Source organism: Collimonas sp. OK607 (genome assembly GCF_900111995.1).
Classification (GTDB): Bacteria; Pseudomonadota; Gammaproteobacteria; order Burkholderiales; family Burkholderiaceae_D; genus Collimonas.
Map to the genome: position 1 here is coordinate 48631 of NZ_FOKF01000026.1, position 26180 is coordinate 74810.

General features: G+C 53.2%; 23 protein-coding genes and 2 pseudogenes. 19 read left to right on the forward strand and 6 right to left on the reverse strand.

Annotated features, from left to right (window positions below; all coding sequences use genetic code 11):
• Positions 1-24: 24 nt before the first annotated feature.
• Together BM029_RS17245 and BM029_RS17250 are read left to right on the forward strand one after the other, a co-directional pair.
• Positions 25-696, forward strand: a complete 672-nt coding sequence (locus tag BM029_RS17245; protein WP_092438087.1) for a cupin domain-containing protein — start codon at positions 25-27, stop codon at positions 694-696.
• Between the two features lie 190 nt (positions 697-886).
• Positions 887-1741 carry an IclR family transcriptional regulator gene (locus BM029_RS17250; protein WP_092438089.1) on the forward strand — a complete coding sequence of 285 codons (855 nt, stop codon included), beginning with the start codon at positions 887-889 and terminating at the stop codon, positions 1739-1741.
• A 479-nt stretch (positions 1742-2220) separates the two neighbouring features.
• Here the strand turns inward: BM029_RS17250 and BM029_RS17255 are convergent, their stop codons facing one another.
• The gene (locus BM029_RS17255) at positions 2221-3135 is read right to left on the reverse strand and encodes a LysR family transcriptional regulator (protein WP_092438091.1); all 915 of its coding nucleotides are present in this window, start codon (positions 3133-3135) and stop codon (positions 2221-2223) included.
• A 150-nt stretch (positions 3136-3285) separates the two neighbouring features.
• Between BM029_RS17255 and BM029_RS17260 the strand changes: the two genes are divergently transcribed.
• From BM029_RS17260 to BM029_RS17305, 10 genes and pseudogenes are all read left to right on the forward strand, one after another.
• Complete coding sequence (locus tag BM029_RS17260; protein WP_092438093.1) at positions 3286-3918, forward strand: NADPH-dependent F420 reductase; 633 nt, start codon at positions 3286-3288, stop codon at positions 3916-3918.
• 87 nt (positions 3919-4005) lie between these two features.
• Positions 4006-4416 (forward strand): DoxX family protein, encoded by a 411-nt coding sequence (locus BM029_RS17265; RefSeq protein WP_092438096.1) that lies wholly within the window; start codon positions 4006-4008, stop codon positions 4414-4416.
• Positions 4417-4432: 16 nt separating this feature from the next.
• On the forward strand, positions 4433-5251 hold the full coding sequence (locus BM029_RS17270; RefSeq protein WP_092438098.1) for a DODA-type extradiol aromatic ring-opening family dioxygenase: 819 nt from the start codon (positions 4433-4435) through the stop codon (positions 5249-5251).
• Between the two features lie 25 nt (positions 5252-5276).
• A complete protein-coding gene (locus BM029_RS17275; protein WP_092438100.1) occupies positions 5277-5981 on the forward strand; it encodes an alpha/beta hydrolase in 705 nt (234 codons plus the stop codon).
• 300 nt (positions 5982-6281) lie between these two features.
• Positions 6282-6747 (forward strand): annotated as a pseudogene (locus BM029_RS17280) (nuclear transport factor 2 family protein).
• 1093 nt (positions 6748-7840) lie between these two features.
• Positions 7841-9130: a GTPase-associated system all-helical protein GASH gene (locus BM029_RS17285; protein ID WP_092438102.1), complete on the forward strand. Its 1290-nt coding sequence runs from the start codon at positions 7841-7843 to the stop codon at positions 9128-9130.
• Positions 9127-10095, forward strand: a complete 969-nt coding sequence (locus BM029_RS17290; protein ID WP_092438104.1) for a TRAFAC clade GTPase domain-containing protein — start codon at positions 9127-9129, stop codon at positions 10093-10095. The genes BM029_RS17285 and BM029_RS17290 overlap by 4 nt, the downstream gene beginning before the upstream one ends.
• Complete coding sequence (locus tag BM029_RS17295; protein ID WP_092438106.1) at positions 10088-10930, forward strand: TRAFAC clade GTPase domain-containing protein; 843 nt, start codon at positions 10088-10090, stop codon at positions 10928-10930. The genes BM029_RS17290 and BM029_RS17295 overlap by 8 nt, the downstream gene beginning before the upstream one ends.
• Positions 10930-13401 (forward strand): GAP1-N1 domain-containing protein, encoded by a 2472-nt coding sequence (locus BM029_RS17300; RefSeq protein ID WP_092438108.1) that lies wholly within the window; start codon positions 10930-10932, stop codon positions 13399-13401. The genes BM029_RS17295 and BM029_RS17300 overlap by 1 nt, the downstream gene beginning before the upstream one ends.
• Positions 13402-13405: 4 nt before the next feature.
• Entirely contained in the window at positions 13406-14494 is a 1089-nt protein-coding gene (locus BM029_RS17305; protein WP_092438110.1) for a caspase family protein, read from the forward strand.
• A 44-nt stretch (positions 14495-14538) separates the two neighbouring features.
• On the opposite strand, the gene BM029_RS17310 is transcribed toward BM029_RS17305, so the two are convergent.
• Entirely contained in the window at positions 14539-14760 is a 222-nt protein-coding gene (locus BM029_RS17310) for a hypothetical protein (protein WP_092438112.1), read from the reverse strand.
• Positions 14761-15531: 771 nt separating this feature from the next.
• Here BM029_RS17310 and BM029_RS25680 point away from each other — a divergent pair.
• The 5 genes from BM029_RS25680 to BM029_RS17335 all read left to right on the forward strand — a co-directional run bounded on the left by BM029_RS25680 (position 15532) and on the right by BM029_RS17335 (position 18576).
• Positions 15532-15993: a hypothetical protein gene (locus BM029_RS25680; protein WP_139217272.1), complete on the forward strand. Its 462-nt coding sequence runs from the start codon at positions 15532-15534 to the stop codon at positions 15991-15993.
• On the forward strand, positions 15974-16978 hold the full coding sequence (locus tag BM029_RS17315) for a nuclease-related domain-containing protein (RefSeq protein WP_170851120.1): 1005 nt from the start codon (positions 15974-15976) through the stop codon (positions 16976-16978). The genes BM029_RS25680 and BM029_RS17315 overlap by 20 nt, the downstream gene beginning before the upstream one ends.
• An 80-nt stretch (positions 16979-17058) precedes the next feature.
• On the forward strand, positions 17059-17313 hold the full coding sequence (locus BM029_RS17320; protein ID WP_139217273.1) for a hypothetical protein: 255 nt from the start codon (positions 17059-17061) through the stop codon (positions 17311-17313).
• A 91-nt stretch (positions 17314-17404) separates the two neighbouring features.
• Positions 17405-17794: a hypothetical protein gene (locus BM029_RS17325; RefSeq protein WP_139217274.1), complete on the forward strand. Its 390-nt coding sequence runs from the start codon at positions 17405-17407 to the stop codon at positions 17792-17794.
• A 536-nt stretch (positions 17795-18330) separates the two neighbouring features.
• Positions 18331-18576, forward strand: a complete 246-nt coding sequence (locus BM029_RS17335; RefSeq protein ID WP_244545106.1) for a helix-turn-helix domain-containing protein — start codon at positions 18331-18333, stop codon at positions 18574-18576.
• A 947-nt stretch (positions 18577-19523) separates the two neighbouring features.
• Here the strand turns inward: BM029_RS17335 and BM029_RS25685 are convergent.
• Positions 19524-19640, reverse strand: a pseudogene (locus tag BM029_RS25685) (IS66 family transposase zinc-finger binding domain-containing protein); the annotation flags it as partial.
• Between the two features lie 335 nt (positions 19641-19975).
• Entirely contained in the window at positions 19976-21247 is a 1272-nt protein-coding gene (locus tag BM029_RS17345; RefSeq protein ID WP_092438124.1) for a phage integrase N-terminal domain-containing protein, read from the reverse strand.
• A 1174-nt stretch (positions 21248-22421) separates the two neighbouring features.
• Between BM029_RS17345 and BM029_RS17350 the strand changes: the two genes are divergently transcribed.
• Positions 22422-23450, forward strand: a complete 1029-nt coding sequence (locus BM029_RS17350; RefSeq protein ID WP_092438126.1) for a tyrosine-type recombinase/integrase — start codon at positions 22422-22424, stop codon at positions 23448-23450.
• A 168-nt stretch (positions 23451-23618) separates the two neighbouring features.
• On the opposite strand, the gene BM029_RS17355 is transcribed toward BM029_RS17350, so the two are convergent.
• Positions 23619-24563, reverse strand: a complete 945-nt coding sequence (locus tag BM029_RS17355; RefSeq protein WP_139217276.1) for a hypothetical protein — start codon at positions 24561-24563, stop codon at positions 23619-23621.
• A complete protein-coding gene (locus tag BM029_RS17360; RefSeq protein ID WP_092438130.1) occupies positions 24560-25120 on the reverse strand; it encodes a DUF6932 family protein in 561 nt (186 codons plus the stop codon). Before BM029_RS17360 ends, BM029_RS17355 begins: the two co-directional genes overlap by 4 nt.
• A 799-nt stretch (positions 25121-25919) precedes the next feature.
• On the opposite strand from BM029_RS17360, the gene BM029_RS17370 reads away from it, so the two are divergent.
• Positions 25920-26180 (forward strand): transposase (locus tag BM029_RS17370; protein ID WP_139217277.1); only part of this gene is annotated, 261 nt, incomplete at its 3' end.

Here is a 26180-nt window from a genome sequence, read left to right on the forward strand (position 1 = left end):
CAAAATAAATAATAGGGGTCAGGTATGAGTAGTTATCTTCTTCGTCTGTATCAAGACATATTGCCGGCAGACAATGCGCCCGTCTATTTGCCAATGGGCGCGCGCTCGATCTATGTGGTTGACGGCAACGTTACGGTCGAACTACCGGATTGCGGTCAGCATCATGCGCAAGGTTCGGCCTGGGTTGGGCAAGACGCAATTACACTACTCACCGGTCCGGAAGGCGCGCGGCTGTGGCGCTGGGAACTACTGGCGCGGCATGCTTCAAGCAGTGGCGAACTGCACGCAGCGCCTGGGACAGAATCAAGTTGCAAGTTATCAGCAGAAGTCGAACTCGATAACGGCTTCGAATGGTTGATGCGCATTGATCGCGTTGGCTTTCCGATGGGTGGTATTGCCTTCACCCATGTGCATCAAGGGCCGGGTATCCGCTGCTGTCTGAACGGCGAGATCACTATCGAAACTGAAGGGCAAACCAATGTCTTCAAGCCGGGTGAAGCTTGGCTTGAACGCGGTCGCTATCCCGTATATGCGCCGACTACCGAGGAGTGCGAAACCGAATTCATTCGCTGCCTGATCCTGCCGCGTGCATGTAAGGGCCGCAGTTCAATCCGCTACGTACTGGCAGAAGATGCTGCAAAGCCTAAGCGGCAGCGCTACCACGTATTTAGCGAGCGCTATATTGACTTACCATGAGGCAAACCGGGGGTGTTCACAAGCTGGTCTTCACGTGGGCGGGCCTGCGCAGGCGAAAGGCACCTCTACCGTTGTTTGATGCAAGAGACGAGGATGCTACAATCTGGGGCGAAAAAACTACCGCATGCCGTACTTTTCTTGCTTAAACCGAATGACCCAAATTGGTTTCCCCTGCAACTTTTAGTGCGCATTGGATGCCGGTAAAAAACTGCAGAACAACTTCTCGCCACGAACAGGTCTCATCTTGGAACAAGAAATAGAAGCCCCCGAAACTGAAATCGATGTCGGTCTGCCGACTGCAATCATTTCGTTGCGTATCCTTGAAACGCTCGCCTCGACCAATGAAGAATATGGCATAACCAACCTGGCGCAGAGTTTAGGTATGCCAAAGGCGCGGGTGCATCGTCATCTGACGGCATTAAAAAACTATGGCTATGTCACCCAAAACCCCTCTACCAATCGCTATAGCGTAGGCTGGCGTCTGTATTTGCTGGGGCAAAACCTGGTTAAGCGGTTTCAGGTGGTATCGCTGTCTACAAAAATTCGGGAGGATTTGCGTGACAAGGTGGGTCAGGCCGTCGTTATCTCGACGTACACGGAAGATGAGGTCATTGTCCTCAACGTTGTTCTTGGCAAAAACCCGTTGGAAATTTTATTGCGGCCCGGTGCCAATTTCAGCCTCAATTCTGCTGCGCAAGGCAAGGTCGTCCTCGCTTTCGGGCCAGAGTCGATTCTCAAGCAAACGCTGGACCGCACTCTGCTGCCAGATACCAGTCATACCATCACTGACCCGGACAGACTGCAAGCGGAGATAGAACAGGTGCGCAAACAAGGCTGGGCCGATGCACCGGAAGAACTTTTTTTAGGGGTAAATGCCATCGCCGCACCGATTTTCATGGCCGATGGGACCTTGTTCGGTACGCTGGCAGTGACAGGATCGATTCATTATCTGCCGGTGCAACCCGCGACCGACACCGTCAGCGCATTACTGGAGGCAGCGGCAAAAATCTCAACTATTTTAGGGTATACGCCGTCATCGCCGTGACACGGATCTCGCAAAGGCGTCAACCGAAGTACAAAAAGGAGAGCCAGATGGCTCTTCGCCCCCCCTAACCAGGCGCTTCCTGTATTTCAAGCAGATAGTTGATAAGGTCTGCAAACATGGCCGAAAAGTCATCATCTTGTTTGCTAGCTTACACCCCTAATCCACAAGTGAAAATGCCGCTCAGCTTTCTTAACTGAACGGGACTATGGTACCGACCCGAATTACACCTACATCGTCTTTGACGTCATAGGACCGTCCGATTGGGCAGGCGCCAGAAAAATGTATGTGTAACTATTTGCTCTGGAGGCCATATGAGCGTTACGCGGATTCCGATGCGCTTACAATGAATGCCGCAGGCGGGCCATTAGGCTGTTTTTCGTCGTTCCGACTCCAACAGTCCCGACCGCATCAGGCGAGATGGCCGACACGCGGGAATTCTTCGTTCCCATATGTCAGCGCCAGTTTTTTGGATGACATCTCTAAGTACCGTCATGGCAGTGCCATGATGCTCCATGTTCGGCAAAACGGGCCGTCAAAAACTCAATGAGTGCACGCACTTTGGGCGAGACATGTTTACGCGTGGGATAGACCGCATAGATACCCAACTCGATTGACTGATACTCCGGCATCAACTCAACCAAGGTGCCGTCTGACAAATCCTTTCCGACCAGGAAAGTGGGCTGCAAGATCACGCCCTGATGTGACAATGCCACGGCCCGACAGGTATCACCATTATTGGTATGGATACCCGGGTTGGTCTTGACGCTCACCGGGCCCTCTGGCCCGTTAAACCGCCATTCGTCTTTGGTTGACCAATAGCTGTAGGAAATGACCGAGTGCTGCACCAAATCGGCTGGATGCGTGGGCACTCCGTGTTGCTCTAGATAGGCCGGCGATGCGCAGAGCACCATTCGGGTGGTTGCCAGTCGCTTACTTACCAAAGTTGAGCTTTCCAGCGTAGCAATGCGGATGGCGACGTCATAGCCTTCCACCAAATCGACCAAGCGATCTGCCAATGTCACGTCCAGTGTTACTTTTGGATGCTGGGCTTTGAATGCTCCCCATAGCGGCGCCAGATGAAGAATGCCAAAGGTAAATGGCGCGTTGATTCGCAATAAGCCACTTGCGGCGTCTCTGCGCGAGGTGATTTCATCTTCGGCTTCTTGCAATTCAGCCAGAAGCTCCTTGCTGCGGGCATAAAAGACTTGCCCTTCATCAGTCAAAGATAGCCGCCGCGTTGTGCGGTGCAGTAGCCTTACTCCCAAGCGGGCTTCCATGTCGACCACGTATCGCGATACTGCGGCTTTGGACATATCCAAAGCGTCTGCCGCCTTGACAAAGCTGCCGGCATCGACCACCGCATTAAAAGTCTGCATTTCAAGGAATCGGTCCACTATCTCTCCTGGTGAAACAATAAATCTAAATTTTCAGTGTTTATCTTCTCTCGAAGAATCAATAAAGTCTATCCCATGCACCGCAAAACATTCCGTTGAGTTGGTGCAGTATCTGCAAACCGACAAATTCAACTAACAAAAGGAAGCATCATGAAAGTAACAGTCATCGGCGCCGGCAACATGGGCTCAGCCTTCGTCAAACAACTCACCCGCGCTGGCCACCAAGTTACCGTGACAGCCCGCAATCTGGAAAAAGCACAGGCTGTGGCTGCTGCCAACCCAGGCGCTATCGCCGCTGTTGCTGCCAACGCGGCGGTTGCCGCCGACGTAGTCGTGCTGGCAACCAGCTACGACGATGCCGTTGGTGCGTTGAAGAGCTTGGGCGACTTGTCAGGCAAGGTCGTCATCGATATCACCAACCCATTGACTGCCGACTACATGGGATTGACCTTGGGCCACAGTACTTCTGCATCCGAAGAAATCGCCAAGGCCATTCCGGGCGCAGAAGTTGTCAAGGCATTCAACACAGTGTTTGCACAGGTGCTATCGGACGGCGCTGATTTTGGCAATGGCCAGACCGTCTCCGTGTTTATTGCCAGTGACAGCGAGCGCGCCAAGCAGACCGCCAAGGCACTGGCCGAGAGCATGGGTTTTGCCACGATGGATGCCGGTGGCCTGAAAAATGCTCGCTACCTGGAACCGGTGGCTGGCTTCAATATTTATCTTGGCTACGGTGCAGGTCTGGGCACTTCCATTGCGCCCATCTGGATCAAACGCGCTTAAAAAGACAGGATTTCTGCAAGGGCCAAGCCCTGCAGAGATCCCGCCGTATCAATCCTTTAGTTCATTTCATTTTTTTGGGAGATCATCATGTCCAAGTCCGTTCAAAATAGCCTCACCCTTGCTTCTCGCCTGCTGTTCGTCGCGCTCTTCCTTCCCGCAGGTATCGGTAAGCTGACCGGCTTCGCCGGAACCGTCGGCTACATTTCCTCTGTGGGCCTGCCACTTCCCACCCTCGGAGCAGCGTTGGCGCTGACCGTTGAAATTTTGGGTAGCCTGGCGCTTCTGGCAGGATTCGGAACACGCTTCGCGGCCTTGGTCCTGGCAGCGTTCACGCTGGTGGCGAGCTTCTTCTTCCACGCCTATTGGGGAGCGCCTGCTGACCAGGCATACGTCACACAATTGCTATTCTTCAAGAACATCGCAGTGGTCGGCGGCTTGCTGGCGCTGGCTGCCAATGGTGCCGGTGAATGGAGTGTCGATGCGCGTAGCCAGCGTTAATTAAAATAGAAACAACATGACATCCACCACTCTAGCGCCGGTATTTTTTATCTCACATGGCGCTCCCACCTTTGCCATTGAGCCTGGAGTGCTTGGGCCCCGCCTGCACGAACTGGGCGAGTACCTCCCTGCACTCAAAGCAGTGTTGGTGGTGTCGCCGCACTGGCAAACACAAGGCGTGACGGTGATGAGCAGCGAACAGCCCGGGACGGTGCACGACTTTGGCGGCTTCCCCGCCAATTTGTACACATTGCAGTATCCCGCGACCGGTCAGCCGGAACTCGCCAAAGAGGCCGTCAGATTGCTGGCCGCAGCGGGCTTTGCTACTGAATTCGATGCGCATCGCGGACGCGATCACGGTGCCTGGATTCCAATGATGCACCTGCTGCCCAAAGCGAATGTTCCGGTGTTTCAGGTATCCATGCCCCACAACTTGAACAGCCTGCAGGCTGTGAAGCTGGGGCAGGCCCTGGCGCCACTGCGTGAGCTGGGTGTGCTTATCGTCGCGTCCGGCAGCATGACGCACAACCTTTTTGAGTTCCGCCATTTGGGCAGCGCACCAGCGGCATATGTCAGGGAATTCTCCGCCTGGGTACACACTGCAGTGCTTGCCAAGGCGACAAGTCGGATCATCTGGTATCGCGCCGAAGCACCGCATGCCGAGAGGGCGCACCCGACGGAAGAGCATTTCCTTCCTCTGTTGGTAGCGCTGGGGGCGCAGAACGATTCCGACACCGTACAAGCCATTGATGGCGGTATCACCCACGGCGTATTATCCATGGATTCGTTTGTCTGGGGCATGCCACAGCCCGCCGCTGTTTCAGCGGCGCCATAGTCTGAACATAGAAAGAAATTACAATATGAGCACAATCCCGTCCACCCCGGACTTGCACACGGATGCCGACCTGGGCCTGTCTTATCTAATTAGGCAACCGGTGCCGCTCAAGCCCACCCGGTGTGTGGTCCTTTTGCATGGCGTCGGTGGCAATGAGACGAACTTGATCGACTTTGCCGCGGACATAGACCCGCAAACCCTGGTGATTTTCCCGCGCGGTCCATTGCAGCTGGGGGCGCAACAGTTTGCCTGGTTCAGGGTTGCATTCACCTCGGGAGGACCCAGTATCGTGGCTGAAGAAGCCGAGAACAGCCGGGAGGCCTTGATCCACTTTGTGCAACAGGTGCAGGCGCGGTATGGTATCCCGGTGCGCAACACAGTCATTGCGGGCTTCAGCCAGGGCGGCATCCTCAGTGCCAGTGTGGCCCTGAGCGCACCCGAACGCGTCGCGGGCTTTGGTATTTTGTCTGGGCGCATCCTGCCAGAACTCGCCCCGCATATTGCCGATAAAGGGCGGCTAGAAAACCTTCGCGCTTTTATCGGCCATGGCGAGTTTGACACCAAACTGCCAGTGATGTGGGCGCAGCGCTCGGACCAATTACTGGGCGAATTGGGTGTGGCCCATCTCACGCATCTTTATCCCATTGGCCATGGCATCTGCCTGGCCATGAAAGCCGATTTTCTGGAATGGCTTGATGATCTATTAAAAGTATCCGGCAACGGAAATTAAAACCAGTCAACGCTACATCGCCATACGACGAAGAACTGATATGAATCCAAATAAAATAAATGAACTTCACCTCGTCCGTATTTGGTTTCTTGGCCGATGAAGATGCCTTGACGGATCTAGCCAGGTTGGTGCTTCCATAAATACTGAGCCAGGCAAGTTTCCACAGATCACGGGCGGCTGGGAAGGCCCATTTTTTGTAAGTGAAACACCTTTAAAAAAAGTTACTATCGTGAGACATTAACCCAAGGGATATCGGCAATGAAACAAGCATTGTGCTTTGCATTATTAACGTGTCTCTTGATGTCTGGTGCGAATGCCGCGACGCCAATAGACTCAGCGACACCTTCCGGAGCAACCATCATGTCCAATGCCGATCAGCCTTCCGCCGCTCAAATAAAAGAAAATAAGCAAACCGTCCTTGCCTTTTACGAAGCTGGACTGAACCAGAAGGACTTTGCCGCCGCGAGCCAATATTTAGGGCCATACTATAAACAGCACAATCCCCGCGCGGCGGATGGCATTGAGGGTTTTCATAACTTCATCAACTTCCTCAAGGCAAATGTCCCCCACCTCGCGTGGTGAAATCAAGCAAGCGTTCTCCGACGGCAACTTTGTCATCTTGCATGTGCATAAGACCACCAGCCCCACTGATCGCGGCGTCGCCATCATCGATATCTTCCGTCTGGAACATGGCAAGATTGTCGAGCATTGGGATGTGACGCAGGAGATTCCTGAGAAGACGACGAGTGGGAATGGGATGTTTTAGCTTTCGGCTCTAGTGCGAATAGCAGAATTTTTGCCAATCAATTCCATTACTCTGCAAAACTTTAGTCAATCCGAGCCAAACATAGATGGCATACCGAATGGCATACCAGGATATCCATAAAAACAAAAACCCCTTAAACATCAAGGGGTTAATGAAAATATCTGGCGGAAGCGGTGAGATTCCCGCTCACAAGGATAATTTCCCTTATCTTTCAATGACTTAAGATATCACGATGCGCCCAATTTGTCACACCAGCTTGCCCCACCTGACACGGCACTATGTGACCGTATCGCGCCCCAAAAAGAAGCCCTTCACAACGATACCTATCCCTCACGTTTCTCGATAATTGACCGACATCTTGCACCATCAGAATGGGGCCGCGCGAGCCAGCTTAGAGTGGTTCGGACAAATCCAGAGTCGCCGCCAATCCATGCCCACTTCAGCGCCGAGTTTGTGCTGGCATGCAGTGCATTCAGCCACTACCTGCCCCACCTACATTGCCTTCGCGCAAGCTAGCCGCCGGTTCCTGGTTTGGTCCAACGCTCGTCGCGCAGATTGTCTCGCGGTCATCCGCGCTTAGTGCAGTTGCAGAGCTTTATTTCGTCATCGCCAGTTAAATCGGAATACCTCGCCCAAACGTCAGCAGTAGCCGCTACGAGACGAGCGTGCATGAGCCACCGTTTGAGACAGCGGCTATGATTGCGCACGTGCTGGATGTGCCAACCACATATTTTTACTGCGAAAGCGCTGACCTAGCTAGGTGGGTACTAGCTTGGCACAAACTCCCCGCCAAAGACCGTGCGGGGCTAATGCCCCTCTTTGAGGACCCGCGTTAGCGTGCCCCCGGGCTACCAGGACGCCAGCGGGTAGAGTTCGCAAATCTCCTACGCTGCCCGGGCAAGCTGGCAGTTCCAACCATACTGGTCATTACTTTCTGCAAGGGAAAAAGTGTCCTACTAGGACACCTTTTAATATTTTGGCAACCAATATTGGCAAGGCCGAGAGGCAGGAAGCAGTGCTGCAGCTTGTGAGGAGTAGCAAGTTGCCGGTATGATATGGAAAAGTGAACTGGCACTTTTAAGTTGGAGCAAAAATGCAAACAAATGTGCTGCAGGAATTCCTGAATCTGCGACTGTTGAACATCGGTGGAGAGGACTCCCGCCTCGAGAAATTGGGCGACGCCTGTCACGAGTTGGCTCAGCAATACGCGGCAGAGCCCAAAGTTGCCATGGCATCGCTGCTCGCGGCTTGGGACCCCGCCGCCGGCCAGCACCCGACGCTGGTCGCTATCGGCGAGCTACTGCAGAAACACTGGCCCACTTTCCGGGGTGCATTCCAAGACGAACCGCTCACATTGTACCGTGCCATTATTCTCGAAGCAGTCATGCGAGCCATGGAGCAGCAAGGCACCTTGGCCGTCGCCGTCAGCTTAGTTGGAGCAAACGTCTTGCCCCACCTCAATGTGGGCCAGGAAGAGCGTATTTTGTCGAAGATTTTGGAACGGGCGCAGAGCGTCACTTCTGAACGCATCACCCAGCTCTGGCCAACAAAATCCGAGCCAGCGCGTGTCGCAACTTTAAAATTGCCGACCCTTCCTACTCTGAAAAATACGGAACCGAACGCATGGTTCGCACAAGTTGCTGCGGCGGCGGGACCGAGTACGAACAAGTCCGACGTATCCATTACCAATCCCAACCCGCACTGGACCAACCAACCGGCGTCGTGGTCGTATGAGTTCGCGGACCGAATGGCACCAATTCTGACGGATGTACATGACAAGGCAGCCAACGCTGCGTTAAAGGTAAGCACGCAAGCGCTGAAAACACTGGGCGACTCTGTCGTAACGAAGCTGGATGACTTCCTCCGCGCTGAACAGACACGCAGCAATCACCTGAGCACATCGAACCGCCTGCTCTGGTGGCGGCAAGCTCTTTATTCGGAGACTGCTAATGCGCCTTACCGGACACTAGAGGCTCCGCTCCTGGCACTCCACATGGCATTCGACATGGCGGACCTGTTGCCAGAGGTCTACCCGCCGGCAGTAGAGTCGCTTCTGTTTGAGGCGGTTCGCGCCGCCGCTAATACGCGGTGCGAAGAGCATGTCGCGATGAAAGAGTTGCTGGACACACAGAGGCAATCTACGCGCATTGCAGCCAGCAAGTGGCTACAGGAACAGCATATCCCGTCAGGGTGTCGCAGTCTATTCATTCAGGCACTGGCGAACTCGTGTGCCGCCGGGAAAGCTGAACTCTCGCAGATTGGCTTCGACCCGGAGACGAAGATGACTCTCGGCGACTGGGCAATTTGGCTGTTGCGAGAGGTTAAGGCATTGGACGCGTTGTCCTCACCAGACGAGGTTACACCGCCTGAGGAGAAAGCGTGAGCGGGCATTGCTCACAAGCTGCCTGCATCGCTCCTGACGAAGTTGGATGCCTTGTCGGCGAGGCCTCGCCTCACCTTTGCAAGCATTGGCAGAAAAAGGCTGAGGCCGAAACAACCGGCACAGTTGGGTTGGTGGAGGAAGGCGCACGGCTGCCTTGGACTGGCAATGCCCTGGGCTCCATGGACATCGGGTTCTTGGCAGGTAAGGCGCGAACGCGGCTCGTAGGCCTATTCGGCGCTGCTGAGAGCGGCAAGACTTCACTGCTAGGCGCATGGTACCTGCTCCTTGGGCGCGACATCTGCCCTGAGGGAATGTCATTCGCCGGCTCCCTGACACTGGAGGGCTGGGAGAATATCGCAGGTAGCCTGCGCTGGAACTCTATGCACGGCCCCACATTCCCGCCACATACCTCTAGCGGAACAGGCCGGCATCCGGGCTTGCTGCATCTGGACCTGAATGTGCACGAAGTCAGGCGCGACATCCTCTTCGCTGATGCGCCTGGCGAATGGTTCAGTCGCTGGGCAGTGCGTCGCGATGCCGAGGACGCATCTGGTGCTCTCTGGCTTTCAGATGCGTCTGACGTACTCGTTGTTGTGGCGGACTCAGATGCGCTTGCCGGCCCGCGTTTAGGCGTCGCCAGAACGAACCTTGTCTCACTGCTTCGACGTGTCGGTGCTGAGCGGCGCGACCGACCGGTTGCCCTCGTATGGACGAAGGGGGACGTGAAGGTCGATGACCAAATGCGGCAGGCAGTAACTCAAGCCGCAGACCTAGCCCTTGGCAGCTATCGCACCTTCAGCGTGAGCATGCATTCCACTCCGGGTCAAGAGGCACACAACAGAGGTCAAGGCCTTATTGAGCTTTTCGAATGGGCTCTGACAGTTCCGGAGATGCCGTTTCACAGGCTGGCCGAGCTGCAGCATGAACGGGAACTGTTGCGTCAGGTCGGGGGCGTCTATGCCTGAGGAAACTCTGAATATTGCCGTCTTCGGTGAATCCAACGTCGGCAAGAGCCACTACGGTGCGCAGCTCATAGCTCGGTTGAACGCCGAGACAGGTTCCATGCGCATGCGTGGCGCCGCCCCTGATTTGGCAGCTTTCGATGATGTGGTTCAGTCGCTCAACGGGGGAGTCCCTGGAGCGCATACGGCCGCTGGCACCTACACCGAGACCCTGTTACCGGTCCTAACCGAAGACAACCTGGCAATTGACTTGAATTGGCCAGACTATGCCGGCGAGCAGGTCAGCCAGCTCCTTGAGGAGCGACGTATCCCTGCGTCCTGGCAGCAGCGCGTCGAGACCGCAGACGGCTGGATTTTGATGGTTAGGCCCGAGCGCGCGCCCTTGGCAGAAGACATTTTTTCTAGGCCGCTTGGCGACTTAAAATCTTCTCGGCCTGATGGCGCTGTCATTGAGCGCTCGCCACAAGCACGGCTCGTGGAGTTGCTGCAGATGCTGCTGTACTCGACTCACGTACGCACAGGTAAGGCCAAACCGGCACTGGCGGTGGTTCTGTCGTGCTGGGACGAACTTCAAGTACCAGAAGGTACGACTCCAGAGCAGGTGTTGGGCCAAAATCTACCGTTGTTGGCTGCCTTTGTGCGCAACAATTGGGACGAGCGCCGCACGCTTGTACTTGGTCTCTCCGCAACCGGAGTCGCGCTTTCCAAGGATTCTCCAAACAAGGACTTCATCTACAAGGGTGCAGAGCAGATGGGGTGGGTGGTCACGACAGACGGAACACACACGCCAGACCTCACTGCTCCTATTTCGCAGCTTGCAAAGGCACTCCAGAACTAATGGGTATTCACAAAGCTTGGTATGGCCCTAAAGGAGGACACGCCCTGTTGTCTTCAACGGAACCCGGCTCGCAGGCTGTCTTTCGCCAAGCGGCCTGGCTCACCGACCTTCCCGGGACTGTTCCGACCGGCCTGCAGTGGCAACCCTACTTCCGCACTGCCATCCATGACGGCTACTTCGTCCTTATCCACACACGGAGCAGCCGAGACACGACTCGCGCAGGTATGGTCGATTCAGTCGCCGCCTTCATCTCGCTAACTGAGCTGCCCCTTATCCCGGACCTTCGCGCGCTGGCCGACAATCTGCGCAAGTCGCACGATAACGACGACCGCACGCCCTTCGTGCCCATTGCCAACGCGACTACCGCGCTAGCTAACGCGCACCACCCGCTCCTGCTCGATATGGCCAACGCGCTCATCTCAGCGCAGCAACGACCCGTCATACACATTGGGCAGACGGGGTTCGACGACATCATGCTCGACCTACTGCAGGTCGTCCCCAAGCAGATGCGCCGCGAAATCCTATTCAGCTTGAGCTTTTCGCCGGAAGACACTGGAGCCTATGTTGCAGTTGCAGCTCCCAAAGAGCTGGCATCGCGGTACCCGCAAGGGCAAGTGCTTTCAGCATCGAGCGAGCCGCCCAGCACTGGTGTAGCAGCCCTTCTGAACATGCCAGAAGGCCGGCCGTTGCTGGACTTCGGCGAAGCCGCTGCGTTCGACTTGCAGTCGGCGAACTCCTTCATCCTGTTGGAGCAAGCCTTTCTTCTGTGGGAAAGCCCTACCGGAGTCGGCGACGCAATCAGGCTTGTGAGGCTGCTGGCGGCCAAGTCAGGGGATTCGCAGCGAGCAAGCGATGTCCGCAAGGTCGCGTTAGACAAGCTCACCTCCACTTCTGGGCAGTGGACACCGGCCGACGTGCTCTCGATGCGCAACCTGCAGCTGGAGCGTTTCGACACTAGCACATTGACTGCGGCTGTAAGGGCTTGGGTTCGCAATCGCGCTACCCAAGCAGCAAAGACCGAGGACGATTGCCATCTTTTTGACCAGGCCGCCCGCAGCGCGGCGCAACAGAAATGGTGGAACACCGACGTTCATGCTGGGTATGCGTCCGCAATCAACGCCCAGAGCGCCGGCATCGGCACTCTAGCTTGGGAGACTATCGCGAAGGTACCGGAAGGCCTTGAGCCAGTTCTGGCGCTTTTCGGTGCGGAAGGCCAGCTTCAAGTATTGGCGAGCACTGTTCCCGCCGTACTGCCCTCGGCCCTCGCTGACAGTGTCGCTCAAGAAAGCGCAAATCGCGGAGCATGGCAACTATGTGGCGTTGCTCTGGCCGCAGCGCATACCCCACCTAAAGCCCTATCTGAAGTTTTGAAGCATGTCCCTCCCAACGGCTTTCGACGTGTGGCCATCAAGTCTGCGCTCTCGAAGGCTTCGCCAGACGATATCATCGGAATTGCGGTACGCGAGGGCATTGAGGAAGTCACCGCTCTAGCGGCGGATGTCATCACTGGCGACCCGAATCTTGTGCACAAATTCGATTGGACTTCGCCAGTGTGGTTCGACATCCTGGACCAAGCAATTGCCAGGAACCGGAACAAAGCCACCGAGGTACCAGATAGGTTGCAAGGGCTGCAGGCGCTCATTCAGCGCGGTGAACGGTCGGACCGAATCTGGGGACCACTCGTCAGAGCAGGACTTGCGGACCTCTCGCATGTGCCGAACAGGGCCGATGCTTGGAAACTCATACCTGAGGCGCTGGCTTCGGATGTCGTTGGTCTCACCGCAAAGGGGTGGCTAGCCGCCGTGCTGGACGGCACTGCCAGTATTGGAGCCATCGAAGAGCCTCTGCGCAGCGAAGTGAGGTCCACACTCAAAGGCAACACGTTGATGGCCTCTTTGGCGCAGAAATCCCACGCGGTGTTCATCAACATCATCAATACGCTTTACCCTCAGAGCGACTATGAATGCGTGACTCTTCTCGATTCATTGGCGCGCACTCCTGGTTGCCGACTCGCGTCGGCGCCCGCGATGGCCCTGGGCAAATTGATTCGAACACACCTCTGGAGTTCCGCCGCTGCGGAGGCAGCTAGCCACGGCCGCTCGCGTGACGACTTCTTTCCGCTCTGCAGGGAGTGTCTGAGCGTCATGAATTGGTGGGATAGCTTTCCCCTGAGTTTTCGCATGGGCAAGCCAGTTCAGATTCCCGCCGACGATGCGTGGCAGATGTTTGAGGAAACGCTGGCAGAGCTTTACCCACAAGGGCCAACGCACCAAGAGTTTTGGAGCCGTACCGGCGGCAAGGACAATCAGCTGAGCTCTGAGGGCAATGGCGTAGCCCAATGGCATCGCTGCCTCAAACATGTACGTGCGGGCCAAGGGCCAGCCGCATCGAATCTCCTGCGCACCTCCCTGCGGGACTTCAGCGGAAATCCAGTTCTACAGGTGCTGCGTGATAGCCGCATGCTAGAATGAGCCGATGAGCAAAACCTTCCAATCTGGCCGAGCACTCGTCATCGGCGTCGGTGAATACGAATCGCTTTCCCCTCTCGGCTCGGCGCCGGTCTATGACGCTGAAGATATCGCCAACTTTCTGGCCAGCGCCAAGCACTGCGGTTATCTCGCTGAGAACGTGCACATCCTGCGCAACGCCGACGCTTCTCGGACCGCCATCGTGAACGGGCTCAAAAAGCTGGCGGCCGACGCCGGGGCTGGCGACACAGTCGTCGTCTACTTCTCCGGTCATGGCGCGCAGCAGCTGTCAGGACCAAACGGTGGCACATATCTATGTCCTTCTGAGTTCGACATTTATCGACCTCGCGAGACCGGTATAGAGGCCGAAGAGCTTTCCGAACTACTAAATCAGATTCCCGCAGAACGCCTCTTAGTTCTCGTAGACGCCTGCCATTCAGGTGCTGTAGCACGCATCAAAGGGGCCGCCGAAGACGTCACTAAGTGGGCTTTCGGTGGGCCAAGGCTTGACGCACTAGCGCAAGGGAAAGGGCGCGTCATCATTTCAGCAAGTGCATCTGACGAAAGCTCTGTCATCCTTAGTCTTCATCGCAACAGCCTCTTTACGCATTTCCTCCTCAAAGGGCTGCAAGGCGATGTGGACGACCGCTCTGATGGCCTCATACGAGTCTTAGACCTTTTCCACTATCTTGCAGAGCTTGTCCCGGCTACTCACAGCTCTCAGAACCCCGTACTGACTACACGCACGCAAGATAACTTTCCTGTTGCACTGCGCAAGGGAGGACAACTCAAGTCTGCAGAGGAACCCATTGTAATTCCTTCTACTGCGAGCTCCGCAAGTCCCCGCGAGCTCGAAGACCTACTGGTTACGCTGTATCCGCAGGGGCCACTGGACCAGGAAATCTGGTCTCGCGCAGGCGGTGACGTTGCTAGCTTGCGTATAAGTAGCACCGGGCGGGCAGCTTGGCACGCGGCTCTACGCCTGCTGGCCCAAGGTGGTGGTGGCGCTAGCATGAGTATGCACAGCTTGCTCACGGAAGCGTCAAGTGAGTTTGGGGCCAACCCCGACCTCAAGCGTCTCCTCGGCAACGCCTGATTCGCAGTAATGATACGCGCGGCTGCGTAACAGCCACTTCACGCTTAAAGCATTTTTCTCAGCAACCAGCACTGACTGCGATGTGCTCGGCCGGCCTCATCATCAACTTGCGCGGCCACCCTCTCCTGTGCAGATGGACTGAGATAACTACCTGTGAACATGCCCATCAATGTGACCAAAGTCATGGTACTGGCGCGAGCCACCTGCTGGTCACGAATGACTTGCAATTGCTCGTGCGGGCCTTCTAGCGCCATGTTCGCAACCATGCCCCTCCGTCGCAAAGAAAAGTAACCGCTATTACAATACTGAACGCTATACTTTACACAACACGTTTCGAGATTGAGACATGGTGGGACTCGAACATGCGAGAAGGTGGGGTAACGTTTTTTCTTACCAACCAACGCGCATATTATTCAATTTTTGAAAGAGAATTATGGCAACGGGTGCGGTAATGAGAGGAAGATGAGCATGGAGGTCGTTGCAGTAATCGACTCGACTCCAAGTCGCGTCGCAGCCAGACGGACCGTACATCAGATGGGAAAACAAAAACATTACGCTTGTCACATGTAAAACCGGTCTAAATCGGTCGGAACCACCCACCGTCCTCAAAACTGGGACCGGCAAATCACTTAATAATTGCTTGTCCAGTTTTCCCGTGCGTACGCACGTTCTTGCTTCGTCGATGCGCCGGACCTGACAGAAGTCACCGCACGACACAACAGTTCATTGCTAAGTGCCTATTTCATGATTTCCGTACGTGCCAGGGGACTGGGCTGCGGGCCAATGTCAGGCTCTAACCAAGAGAAATTGGACCACAAGTCCCTCGGCCGGCTGAAAAAATAATTTTTGATATGGTCCACGCCCCGATTGCTTCCTGTCGTTCTCTGTTTGGACAACTTGCGAACGCACTTTCCATTGTTACTATCAATGGACGGTCCTGCATTCAGTTGATTCGCGCTACATAGCCATGCAGGACAGTAGCCCCGCCCTCACATGACCTGCCGACCACCAACAATGCAATGGGAAAATACCGCCACATGGATACCGACCATATCACCAACGAAAACCTGATGTCTACCGATTTCGCAAGAACAGAAAAAGCGAGGTTTCTACAATCAATAACCAACAGCAAACGGACCAAGGAAGTCTTCCTTGCGCCAGGCGTTTCCGCCCGAGGTGTATGGATGACCGACGTCTCGGCGATGGATCGCCGCTCAGTCAAAGCGCAGCTGGCAGGCCGAGGCGACCACAGAGCCGCGTGGTGGGATTTGAATTGCCTGATCCATCGTTTGCTCAAGCCGCGCGCCTCACTGGAGCACGTGATGTACGCATTTCATACCCGTCATCACGCCATAACGATTGCCAAACTCGAGCTGGCTGATGATTTCTGGTGCACTGTCAGGATCATCAAGCAACATGGCCCCATCGCTGGCCTGCGTTGCGCCATCCGTCAGTTACAACAACCTAAGGGAGACCGTCATGAGTCACCAAAAAAATAACAATGACGATTTCCTCACTGCGGTGGGAAGCGCTGTATTGGCATGGGGAGTGCTCGCGATGATGTGGGCGACAACGACGATTATGCTGGCGATTTTCTTTCTTCTGAAACGCCCCATCTCCCGGGCGTTGCATCTGGAAAGGTGCTCGACAAGTTGGTCATCGACGAAATTGCTCTACGGTCCCATTAAGTGCCTAGCAAGCATTTTGTTTCTATTCGTATTTTTTGTCACCGCAAAAAAACTCTCTGCCACCCCCACGCATGTTGATCAGATCACGGTCTACATGCTTGCGCTCTGCGCCGCTCTCCCTTGTGGACTACTATTCAATATCCTGCATTGGATGCAGCAATATGCTGAGGATCCGGCCATTCAGAAAAAAATGGCGGGGATCGCTGCCGAACGTTATGTGCAAAAACTCATTGAAGATTTTCGCAAGAAGGATTTACCTGCATCCCGTTCCCTTCATGGCAAATTGTTTGTCTTTAACGAACACGCGCCAAGTGAATTTTCCGTGGAGGTCGACCATATGTTGATCACCGAGCGAAACGTCTTTGTGATTGAGACGAAATGCAAATCCGGCACCCTCTCAGCGAGAGCGGATTCCCCCACCTGGAAGGTTTCATCTCCCTACGGTGATACGGACATGCGTAATGCCCTGAAGCAGGTCAAGAATGCGATTCGCGTATTACAGCGCCAAACCGCCCTCCCCTGCGAGCTCATTCCCTTGGTTGCGATCAAAGGCAACGATGTAAAAATCGATAACGGTCCGACGAATGTGCTGGTGGCTGCGAACCTCGCCAACGTCCTTCGCGCATTTGAACACGGCAAGCCTCATCCGATCCTGGATCCCGCTTCAGTGACCGCCCTGCTTTTGCCGCATGTGAATGACGATCCAGCCGCGATGGAGAGGCACATCGAACGGGCTAATGCAGCCAGAGCGCGAGCGGAGATGACCGAGATCGTCAATGCTGCGTCGATTCGATGAGAGTTGAACCAACAACACGAGCGCCGGGACCGTACCAGGTACGGTCTTCAGTCGGCAACCCAAGTAATCAGGGAGTCACGATGTCTATCAATAAGCGAAACCAGCGCTCTGTACGATCGGAGGCGATGGAAATGAACGCGGATGGCACGAAAACGGATTTTTCATCGGACTTCGAACAGCCAATCGCTATCTTGATAGATTTGATTGCGATCGCCATCGAGGAAGTTGGCAATGGCCGCGGACGGGCACTCTCGGTTTTACTACCGGCCATGCGGTATGTGCATGACATCCAGGCCATCAACGATCGATTGCTGCAAGTGGAAAGCGCGAAGTGATCTACATCGACAGAAAATCGCATTTCCGAAATGGCAAGCCACCAAGCCATCAAAAAAATTTCGGTTTTCTTGGGCATCCACGGTATTTTTCATGTCAGTCAAACGTATGCTGCGGCTAACTCAAGTTTCCGGAATAAATAAATCGAAGAAGATCAAAAGCGTTGAAGGCTGCGGATGCCGGTTTTCCCCCACAATGCTGTCCTGCTCGTCGCCGGTGTTGCGAGGTACGCCGGCCCCAAGACAACACGGTGATCATTTCGAAAAATACATCATCTCTCCAGGACAGTCGGCCCAGGCCAGAGCCGTTATACCGCTGGAAGATCACGATTTCATGATCGAAATGATCACCTCGTTCGCCGCGATAACATTACTACTACTTGAGTCGATTGACGCCTTCTTTGATTTTTTTCACCATCCAAACAAAGGGCGCAAAATACAGCCGTACGTCATCTCGCGCTACTTGTTTCATATGGTCAAGTAACAAAGCCCATTCACGATTGTCTATCTGACGCATTTGTACCCTCAATATTTATTCGCGGCGTCGCTCATTTTCTTTTGATATGCCCTGTAAGTTTCGTCGCCGCGCGCCTGTGCGGCATTTTTACAGTTAATTCCGGTAGCGGTTTCCATCCATGCAAACCGCTGACTCGGGGACATCGTACTCAGTTCGTGTTTTGCCATTGCCTCGCATTTTGCATGTACCACGTCGGCCTCTGCGAGGTGCTCCCCATAATATGCCAATGATTTCGCCTCTTCAGTGGTCTTTGCACCACATGCTGCCAGTAATAGCAGCGTTGCGACGACTAATAATGGTTTCGCTCTCGTTCTGTCAACTAGATGGACCATATGTGCCTAGATTTTAGTTAGCCTATTGGCCGCGCTCCGCTGCAATACCACAAGGTCAATCGCAGCGCCCTGTATCAATATTGGTATCCCCAAAGACAATATTACCAATATATTGTGAAGACACAACCATAGCACACGATCACGATTCTCCCAATATATTGGGAGAAATAATTGGATCCTGCGATCGCTTTTGGACACGTGTTACGACGCCTGAGAAAGGAAGCGGGGCTCTCACAAGAGCAATTGTCATTTGCCGCTGAAATCGAGCGCAATTTTGTGAGCTTGATTGAGCGAGGCGTCAATCAACCGACAATCAGAGTTATTTTTAAGCTGGCGTCAGCATTGGGCACGTCCCCGTCTCATATGCTTGGACTCGTAGAAAAAGAAATAAGGCTTCCGTCTCCTGGCATTAAATAGTGCTCCCCATCATTCAGCCCGCACAGCCTCGTACTCGACCCACTGAAAAACTGCCACGTGACTTGGCTGCCGCTACGGTGAAAATGGCAGCTGCGGCAACAAAGAAAAGACGAGGATATTTACTCGCCCCAACCAACATCCGTGCATCCTTCTATAGTAATTTTTGATTAATTGAGCAATTCAAAAATGCTCGAGTTGGACGGTCGCTCGTTCGAAAAAATCACCGCGTCTTACGTGGGTCTGAGGTATGGGTCTAGAACAGCCACAGGGGCATTAACACCCCTGTGGTGGATGTCAAATGCAGAAATTTATGCGTTCCCTGCATCGACACATTCGTCAAATTGACTTAGATTACTAGTGGTTAACGCGTTCCGCACTTTGCCCTTCACCGACTCAGTCACTTCCTCAGCAGCATCCAAGACTGATTGGCAGAAGCGCGTCACTTCCAGCACAATCTCATTATCTTCAATAGCCATCTCTTTAAGTGACTGGGGACAGTCTACCTGACGTGGATTATTTGGACATATGCCAAGCCTTGCGTTGATAAGGTTATTGCCACAGAACCACTGTTCCAAGCCCAATTGGGCGCGATAACACCCTTCTCCGCCCCGCCAGTGATAACCGACCAGTACCCTGCGACTATCCCACTCAACACAGACTTACAATGGGACTGCGCATTCCTGGCCAACGATCGTGACGATTCCAAATGCGCGCAGCGCGCCGGGCTTAAATAATCGTGACACGGGGTAAAAAAAAGAAGTGTGATCTTGTATCAAAATTTCATTTGTGATCTGTTTGTGACGACGATTTTTAGCCATTTCTCTTCTCCGTTCATTGAAAACGCTAATTGTCGCAACCAATTCGAAACATGATTTGATGAATGCTTCACTCATTTTTAAAGGATTCAAGATCGGCACACGTCCATACCAGAACATGGGTCAGCAAGCGGCCTGACCGCGTTCGAGCGGACGGCCCGGTGTCGGCGCCTGGACGATATCGTCGCAGCAAGAGCAGGCCATTACCGGGCCGATGTGGCGAATCACCTTGAAACTGGCCGGTATCTGCGCCACCTGCCCCTTGACCATAAGAGCTCAGTGGTTTAATTCATTGATTTGATAAAAAACACGCTTTTGACCAAAAAGGACGTTTGGCGTTCAGATTCTGAGCCCCGGCGAACACGGCGAACGTCGCGTAGGCAGCATCATCTTCAAAAAAATGGTTAACCAGATTCATTGCATCCGTATGCGTTTCAGTCTTTTCGACCGTTTTTGAAATCAAATTGCCTGCTATGTGACAATCTCCTTGCGAAAAAATGAATCTAAATTATCAGCGCCGTTCACACAGGTTTAGCGACGAATCGTTCTCTACTCTTATCGGCTGCCGAAATTGCAACGTGCATTCAGCCAAGTTTGCGCCGTGCGGTTTCTTGTTTGATCAATTTCAGCGCGACTGCTTCGAGCGCTGATGCATTACCCACGTGAGGCGTTTTCCAGTAGACGGCAAACTTTTCACTGTGAATTTCCCACAGCATTTGGACCTGTCGTGCCGTAATGTCAACGTCGAGCGCAGTTAGTTCCTTGAGCATTTGGAGGCAGTCTTCCATGCGGTCTGCTGCGACGGTTTTGGTCACACCAATATGGCAATAATGAAGCGCCTTCTCAATAGTCACCTTGCATCTGTCGGCGGTGTCCTGAGTGACGTTCCGACCAAAGGAGCCGTAATAAGCCCCAGTAATGTCAATCCGGCTATGACCCAGTTTTTCACTGATCTGCGCGCGTTTGATATCCAACTCACCCTTGTCCATTTGACCGCCGGTACCGCCCAGCGTAGGAGGGATCATGTGAGCAATTAACGCGGCATTCTCAGCATACTGTGCGCGCAGACCGTGCCCGGTCACTCCGGCCTCCTTTCTGGTAATGCCGATGGCGGCCATGCATTTGTTGTACCGGCCGATGTTATAGTCCAGCGTCGCAACCTTTCCCCTGGTTGTCTGCTTCCAGGCAAGGTGATCGAACTTGCCCTTAGTGGCCTCCTTCACGCGGTCAAGGACTTGTCGCTGCTCAGGCGTTTCAATGTCGATATCGCGCTGTCTGCCGTTTTTAGCTTCGTACACGCGCAACTTGCTTCCCATGTCAGATTTGTGGGGCTTCATCTGTAGGACTTCCATGCGGCGCAGCCCGAACGACAGGTCCATCCGCAGCATCCGGCCAAACACGACGTCTAGTTCGTCGGCAAGCTTAATTTTCTCAATCACGTCGACTCCGTTCTCAGTCCAGCTTTTGCTGTCTTGCGCTGTTTTAACAACCCGTAACAACCTCGCCTCTACGTCAGGCAAAAATTCAGGGAGGCTCTTAACCATATCTCCCTTGCCTATCCAACCACAAAATATACGTAGCGAAGACAGACGCGCTTGCATGGTGGACGTCGCGATTCCCTTCGTGTGCCAGTATTCGCATAGTTTTCTAACGTGGGTCTGAGTCAAATTCTTTGGGTCGGTGATACGGCATCCGATTCTCCACAGGTCATTAAAGCAAGTGTGCAGATTCGTGCCCTGAGTTGCAGCAGTGCTATGACTCGCCACGTTACCGTTCACCCTCGTTTTTGCATGCTTACCCAGTATTGCGCTGAGAAGTTTTTTTAGCAGGTTCCGACCACTGTTATTTTCGTTCATTTTTCATTCCTTTATCAGAGTTACATGCCTCGCATCCCACAGGGCATGGGTCTAGTCCCGTCTTGGGAACACAGTTATGCACTCTGAGAAACGTCCTACATTTGTTTCTACTGCGTCGGCTTTGGGGTGAAGGTCCCGATCTTAAGAATCATCGTTTCGTACGCCATCCTTCTGCCGCTGGCGCACGCCGTTTCCTTACGGGAAACGATCACTTAGCACTTAGCTAAGTCCTGATCTGGTAACGCGGTTCTCGCGGTGTGCTTCCTGGCTTTAGCCGGGTTTCTGGGATGCGCACATACCCTTTAATTTCTGTTCTACCAGCCGGGGCTGTCGCGATTTTCATGCGGGCCGACATGGATAAGCCACGTCCGACACGCAAGCCCGGGCAATTCCGGATCTCGCTCTTGTTTCTTGCGGGGATTTTGGGTGAAGAGGACTGTGTGATGGCCGTGTCTTAAGTTGAGCCCCCTCGTGAGGACCTAACCGACCATGCCGAAGTTTTTGCCTTGGTTAGGCTGAGGGTAATTCAGAGTTGGAACTCCTCTTTACCGCCCTCTGATGATTCCAAAGTGTCTGGTCGCCGTTGTAAAGCCTGGCGATGCTCGACACTCACTGTTACTACTTTTTTCTTTTTGAGTTTAAAAAATTTGGCGAGCATCGAACATTCTTGAAACGAATGTGATGGTCGCCAAAGGTATGTTGCCGCGTTTGCGGCATGGTGAAATCTGGTCTATCGATGAAAGGATAGAACAGATGTTGAATTTTGAATGTTGAATTCTGTACTGCGGCTCACGTAGTGATGGCTGCAATCATAGCGCAGGAAATATTCACTATGCAAACATTTGTGTGAAATATTTTATTTTAATGAATCGACTATAAAACATCGGAGGATTTGAAATTTTGATTGTAATGCTCTGATTAAAATTGGAGATGTTGTGTACGTCTTGGTACTTAACCAAACTGGTCGATCGAAATTTAAAGCACCTCTATTGCCAATGAATAGCGCATCTCCCTCACTCCCACAAGACGGCAATAACACTGCATACGCACTGCATAATATATCTTGGCACTGCACATATACTGCATATTCATGTCACATACACGGCAATATCGCGGCATCCGGCTATGCCGACAACGCGAAAAGGTGAACGCATGACAAAAGACAGCGTGGCCGATGTGCTGCGCGCACTGGCTAACCGCCGCCGTTAAAGCAGAAGACCTCGGCACAGATGTCGAGCGCGCACGCGAGCGCGGCAAGTTGTACAACGACCCCGAGGGCCGACATGGCACCATGTCGTATTTTCTCGACCTTTTCATAGCGACGTGCGACAAACGCGTTCTCGCAAAGGACTTGGCACAGCGCACGGCGGACGACTATCGGCGCGACATTGTTCCTCTGAAAAAATACTTGGGCAAACTCTTGCCCACGCAGGTTTCTCCAAAAATCGTGCAGGACTATCTCGACTTGGGTAAAGAACTGAGCCGGTCGGTACGTGCCAATCGCGAGCGAGCATGCCTGTCAGCCTGCATCTCGTGGATGATCCGCAACGACCACGGCAACATCAACGTCAACCCGTGTATGCGGGCCTCCGGCATCAAGCGCAACACAGAGACGAAGCGCGAGCGCTATGTCGAAGACGTTGAGTTTAACGGTGTGTACACCCATGCCCCCAAGATGGTCCGCGCGATGATGGACCTTGTGTATAGCACCCTGCAGAGGCCGGAGGATATTATCGGGTGGGGACCGTGGAGCATCAAAAATAAAGACAACGGCCGTGTTATCCGTAACAAACAGGGCAAGCGCGGCGCCACCGTTGATATCGCGATCACGCCCAGTCTCGACGCGGTGGTGCGCGCACTTCAAAGCGAGCAAGAAAAAGAGTCCGATGGCAAAGTAACCAGCATCTCGCAGCCCCTCATCCACACTCTGAAGGGTGAACAATATACGTACGACGGGTTGTGCTCGATGTTCAGACGTGCGCAAGTAGCCGCACGCGAAGAAATTCCTGCGCTGAAAGATATGCCGCCTTGGGGCTTCTATGACCTCAAAGGTAAGGGAGCCACGGATATGTGGCGGTCCGGCGTTCCAATCGAGTTGATTCAATTGCTGTGCGGACACAAAGACAAGCGCACAACTGAGATTTATATCAAGGCCCGGTGGCGCGAAACTGCGGCGCCGAATGCAGTTCAGATAGGGGCTTGAACGGGATCCAAGGAAACGAACCAGAAACCACTTCAAGGCAAGCGATCCACACGCTCGGTATCGAATGTAAGCGGGAGGTCGCCTATCGAAACCAAAGGAAATTGCCAATCAGAATCTGCTCGTTTTCTTTCAAACACGGATGGCAAACTATTGATCGGCACCAAGGGGCTAATCTAGTCGTTGTATAAGTCCTTTTAGCGAATACGAAATCCGCGGCTCGCCATTTTGCCGTTGAATAGATCGAATGAGTATTTTAACTCTCCAACGCTTCCCCACAACATCGCTTGCGGCCTGCATGGCCTGCAAGTGTTCCCGCGCAAACTCTCTTGAGACTGATCCAAAAATTTCTGTTGGCGGATCCCCATCGATATGCAGTTCAAATCTTCGATGACCTGGCAATAGATAGAGGCGACCATTCATTTGGTCGTCCTCTCGTTCGTCGATTCTCGCCACACTTGTTCTTGTTCGAGCTCTTTGAATAGCGGCCGAATCAAAAATGATGTCGCTTTCACCTTCGACTAACCGTAGCGTCGCGTGAGCATCATCGAGATGTTGAAAAAAATTGCGGAGTGACACCAACTGGCGCTGATCAATATGTTCAAGCAACTCGTCGAATGCCGCTCTCTCGGGACGGGCTGTTTGAGCCAACATCTCAACTACCCGATCAAGAACGATCGAAAGCGGTGTTCGCGCAATTGTATCGTTTTCGCCCGCCTCTTCTAGTACAAGCCCCACGGAGCCACGTGCGACATCTGTAAGTAAAAGATCAGAATTTGCTTTCATTGGAATGGGGCCACGCTCTCCCATCTCGCCTAGTTCTACGGCTGCGAACTGTTTAGAAACAACGTCTTGGAAAATTTCGACGGCTTTACCTGCGAAATCCGCACGGATACCACGAGAACCACTCACTGGCTCACCAGCAAAGAACAGAGCGACGCTCCCTTTAAGAAAAGGAGCATTTTGAAGTTCGTCAATCTTCTCTTGCAGTTGTTCGCGACGCCTCGAAAACTGAAGAAATCCAATTGGATCGATTTCTTGAGTTCGCGAGCGTAGTAGTCGATTGACCGAGGTTACATCGGCGCGAAGAGCATCAAGTTCTAACTTACGCATCATGGATTTCCTCCATTTGCTGCTAGAGCGGCGAGGACTGCAGCGTCATCCGATTGAAGCGGGAGTTTGAGCATCCCTTTCCACAGAGCGGTACTTCTTTGATGAGAGAACAAGCCATACCAATAACAAGTATCCTCGACCACAAGGCGTGTGTCCTTCGAAAGATCAACAAAATAAGCATCACATTTAAAATTTGCTTTAGTTTGACTTTGATCAAACAGGGCCAAATTACTATTGATGAAAGGTGCCACATCAATCCCATGCACCGGCAAGTACGCATACGTGACTAGATCGATGTCGGCAGGCGGGCGTCCCCGAGAAATTTCACATTGCTCGGTAAAGCTCCCATCAATCAATTGAAAACCAGTAAAAATTCCTACGGCGCGTAACGCGGAGCGATAGTCGATTAGGCCTTGGATCAGTTCAATGCGTTCCGGTGAATACCCTAATTTAGCATGAATCTCGGTGAGGGTGGTGTCATAGGGGGACGGTAACCCAACTGCGGGATCGGAGCCGTCAAACGGAGGAAGAACCCCGGATAAATTAAAATTTGGAATCACATAGTCACCATTTTTATCCCCAGTCCATACAACACGGGAATGCTATAAATACGTTGTTAAATACATTGCAAACGTACCACATTTTCGTTAAGAAATATTGACTATATACGAATATCAACAGCGCGATAAATTGCTTTATGGAAATTTATTTTTCGTATTTGTGACGATGGATTTAGACGAAAAATGCTGTCAATTTGAAAACCTCGGCGTTAATCATTTTCGGTAACAACTGGGCTGTTTGCTGGAACTTGAGCAAGCGCGACGCGAACTGGCGAAGCTTGGCGTTGCGGAAGAATCAGATTCCAATGCCGTAACAATGGTTGGCAAATAAAACTCCCACCTGCCCGTGCCAAACGTCGATAAATCACGTAAACCGAGGTAAATATATTTGCCTCCCTCACCGCCAATAACAAGTATTTATGCGGTTTTCCGAGTAGTTCGAAGGTCGGACTGTTAATCCGCAGGTCCCTGGTTCGAGTCCAGGTCGGGGAGCCAGAATACAAAAGCCTCGCAGCGATGCGGGGCTTTTTCATTTCTACATTAGTAGACCTATAGTAGACCCGCCATCTAACTCAGCGACGTGTTGAGCACTTTGGCACCAACCGGCTTGTGGCAATCGTCGCCACCTGATCGCATTAGACAGCCTCCAGCATTTCTGCTTTAGCTATCCTCCACTGCATCGCCCACCTATTCCAGCAATGAGATCATGAGTTCGTGGTCGACACTTGACCGGACTGCTGTGGTCTAATTTTGCCGGACACCTCAATGGGTGGATAATCCATCAACTGAGGAAAAGTACATGGCAAAGCAACGCAAGAAGTTCGACACGAGTCTGAAGCTGGAAGTCGTGCGCATGATCAAAGAACAGGGCCTGAGCGTCCAGCATGTCAGCGAAAGTATGAACATAGGGCCGACGGCGATCCGTCGTTGGGTTACGCAGTACAGCGCCGAACAGAACGGCCAGGCAGGGATTGGTTTGCCGCTCACGTCAGAGCAACAACGCATACGACAATTGGAACTCGAGAATCGCCAACTTCGCCAGGATGTAGATATTTTAAAA

Coding starts and splice junctions, on each gene's coding strand:
- BM029_RS17245 (WP_092438087.1), top strand. CDS start 25: ATGAGTAGTTATCTTCTTCGTCTGTATCAAGACATATTGCCGGCAGAC.
- BM029_RS17260 (WP_092438093.1), top strand. CDS start 3,286: ATGAAAGTAACAGTCATCGGCGCCGGCAACATGGGCTCAGCCTTCGTC.
- BM029_RS17265 (WP_092438096.1), top strand. CDS start 4,006: ATGTCCAAGTCCGTTCAAAATAGCCTCACCCTTGCTTCTCGCCTGCTG.
- BM029_RS17270 (WP_092438098.1), top strand. CDS start 4,433: ATGACATCCACCACTCTAGCGCCGGTATTTTTTATCTCACATGGCGCT.
- BM029_RS17275 (WP_092438100.1), top strand. CDS start 5,277: ATGAGCACAATCCCGTCCACCCCGGACTTGCACACGGATGCCGACCTG.
- BM029_RS17285 (WP_092438102.1), top strand. CDS start 7,841: ATGCAAACAAATGTGCTGCAGGAATTCCTGAATCTGCGACTGTTGAAC.
- BM029_RS17295 (WP_092438106.1), top strand. CDS start 10,088: ATGCCTGAGGAAACTCTGAATATTGCCGTCTTCGGTGAATCCAACGTC.
- BM029_RS17300 (WP_092438108.1), top strand. CDS start 10,930: ATGGGTATTCACAAAGCTTGGTATGGCCCTAAAGGAGGACACGCCCTG.
- BM029_RS17305 (WP_092438110.1), top strand. CDS start 13,406: ATGAGCAAAACCTTCCAATCTGGCCGAGCACTCGTCATCGGCGTCGGT.
- BM029_RS17310 (WP_092438112.1), bottom strand. CDS start 14,760: ATGGTTGCGAACATGGCGCTAGAAGGCCCGCACGAGCAATTGCAAGTC.
- BM029_RS25680 (WP_139217272.1), top strand. CDS start 15,532: ATGGATACCGACCATATCACCAACGAAAACCTGATGTCTACCGATTTC.
- BM029_RS17315 (WP_170851120.1), top strand. CDS start 15,974: ATGAGTCACCAAAAAAATAACAATGACGATTTCCTCACTGCGGTGGGA.
- BM029_RS17320 (WP_139217273.1), top strand. CDS start 17,059: ATGTCTATCAATAAGCGAAACCAGCGCTCTGTACGATCGGAGGCGATG.
- BM029_RS17325 (WP_139217274.1), top strand. CDS start 17,405: ATGTCAGTCAAACGTATGCTGCGGCTAACTCAAGTTTCCGGAATAAAT.
- BM029_RS17345 (WP_092438124.1), bottom strand. CDS start 21,247: ATGAACGAAAATAACAGTGGTCGGAACCTGCTAAAAAAACTTCTCAGC.
- BM029_RS17350 (WP_092438126.1), top strand. CDS start 22,422: ATGTGCTGCGCGCACTGGCTAACCGCCGCCGTTAAAGCAGAAGACCTC.
- BM029_RS17355 (WP_139217276.1), bottom strand. CDS start 24,563: ATGATGCGTAAGTTAGAACTTGATGCTCTTCGCGCCGATGTAACCTCG.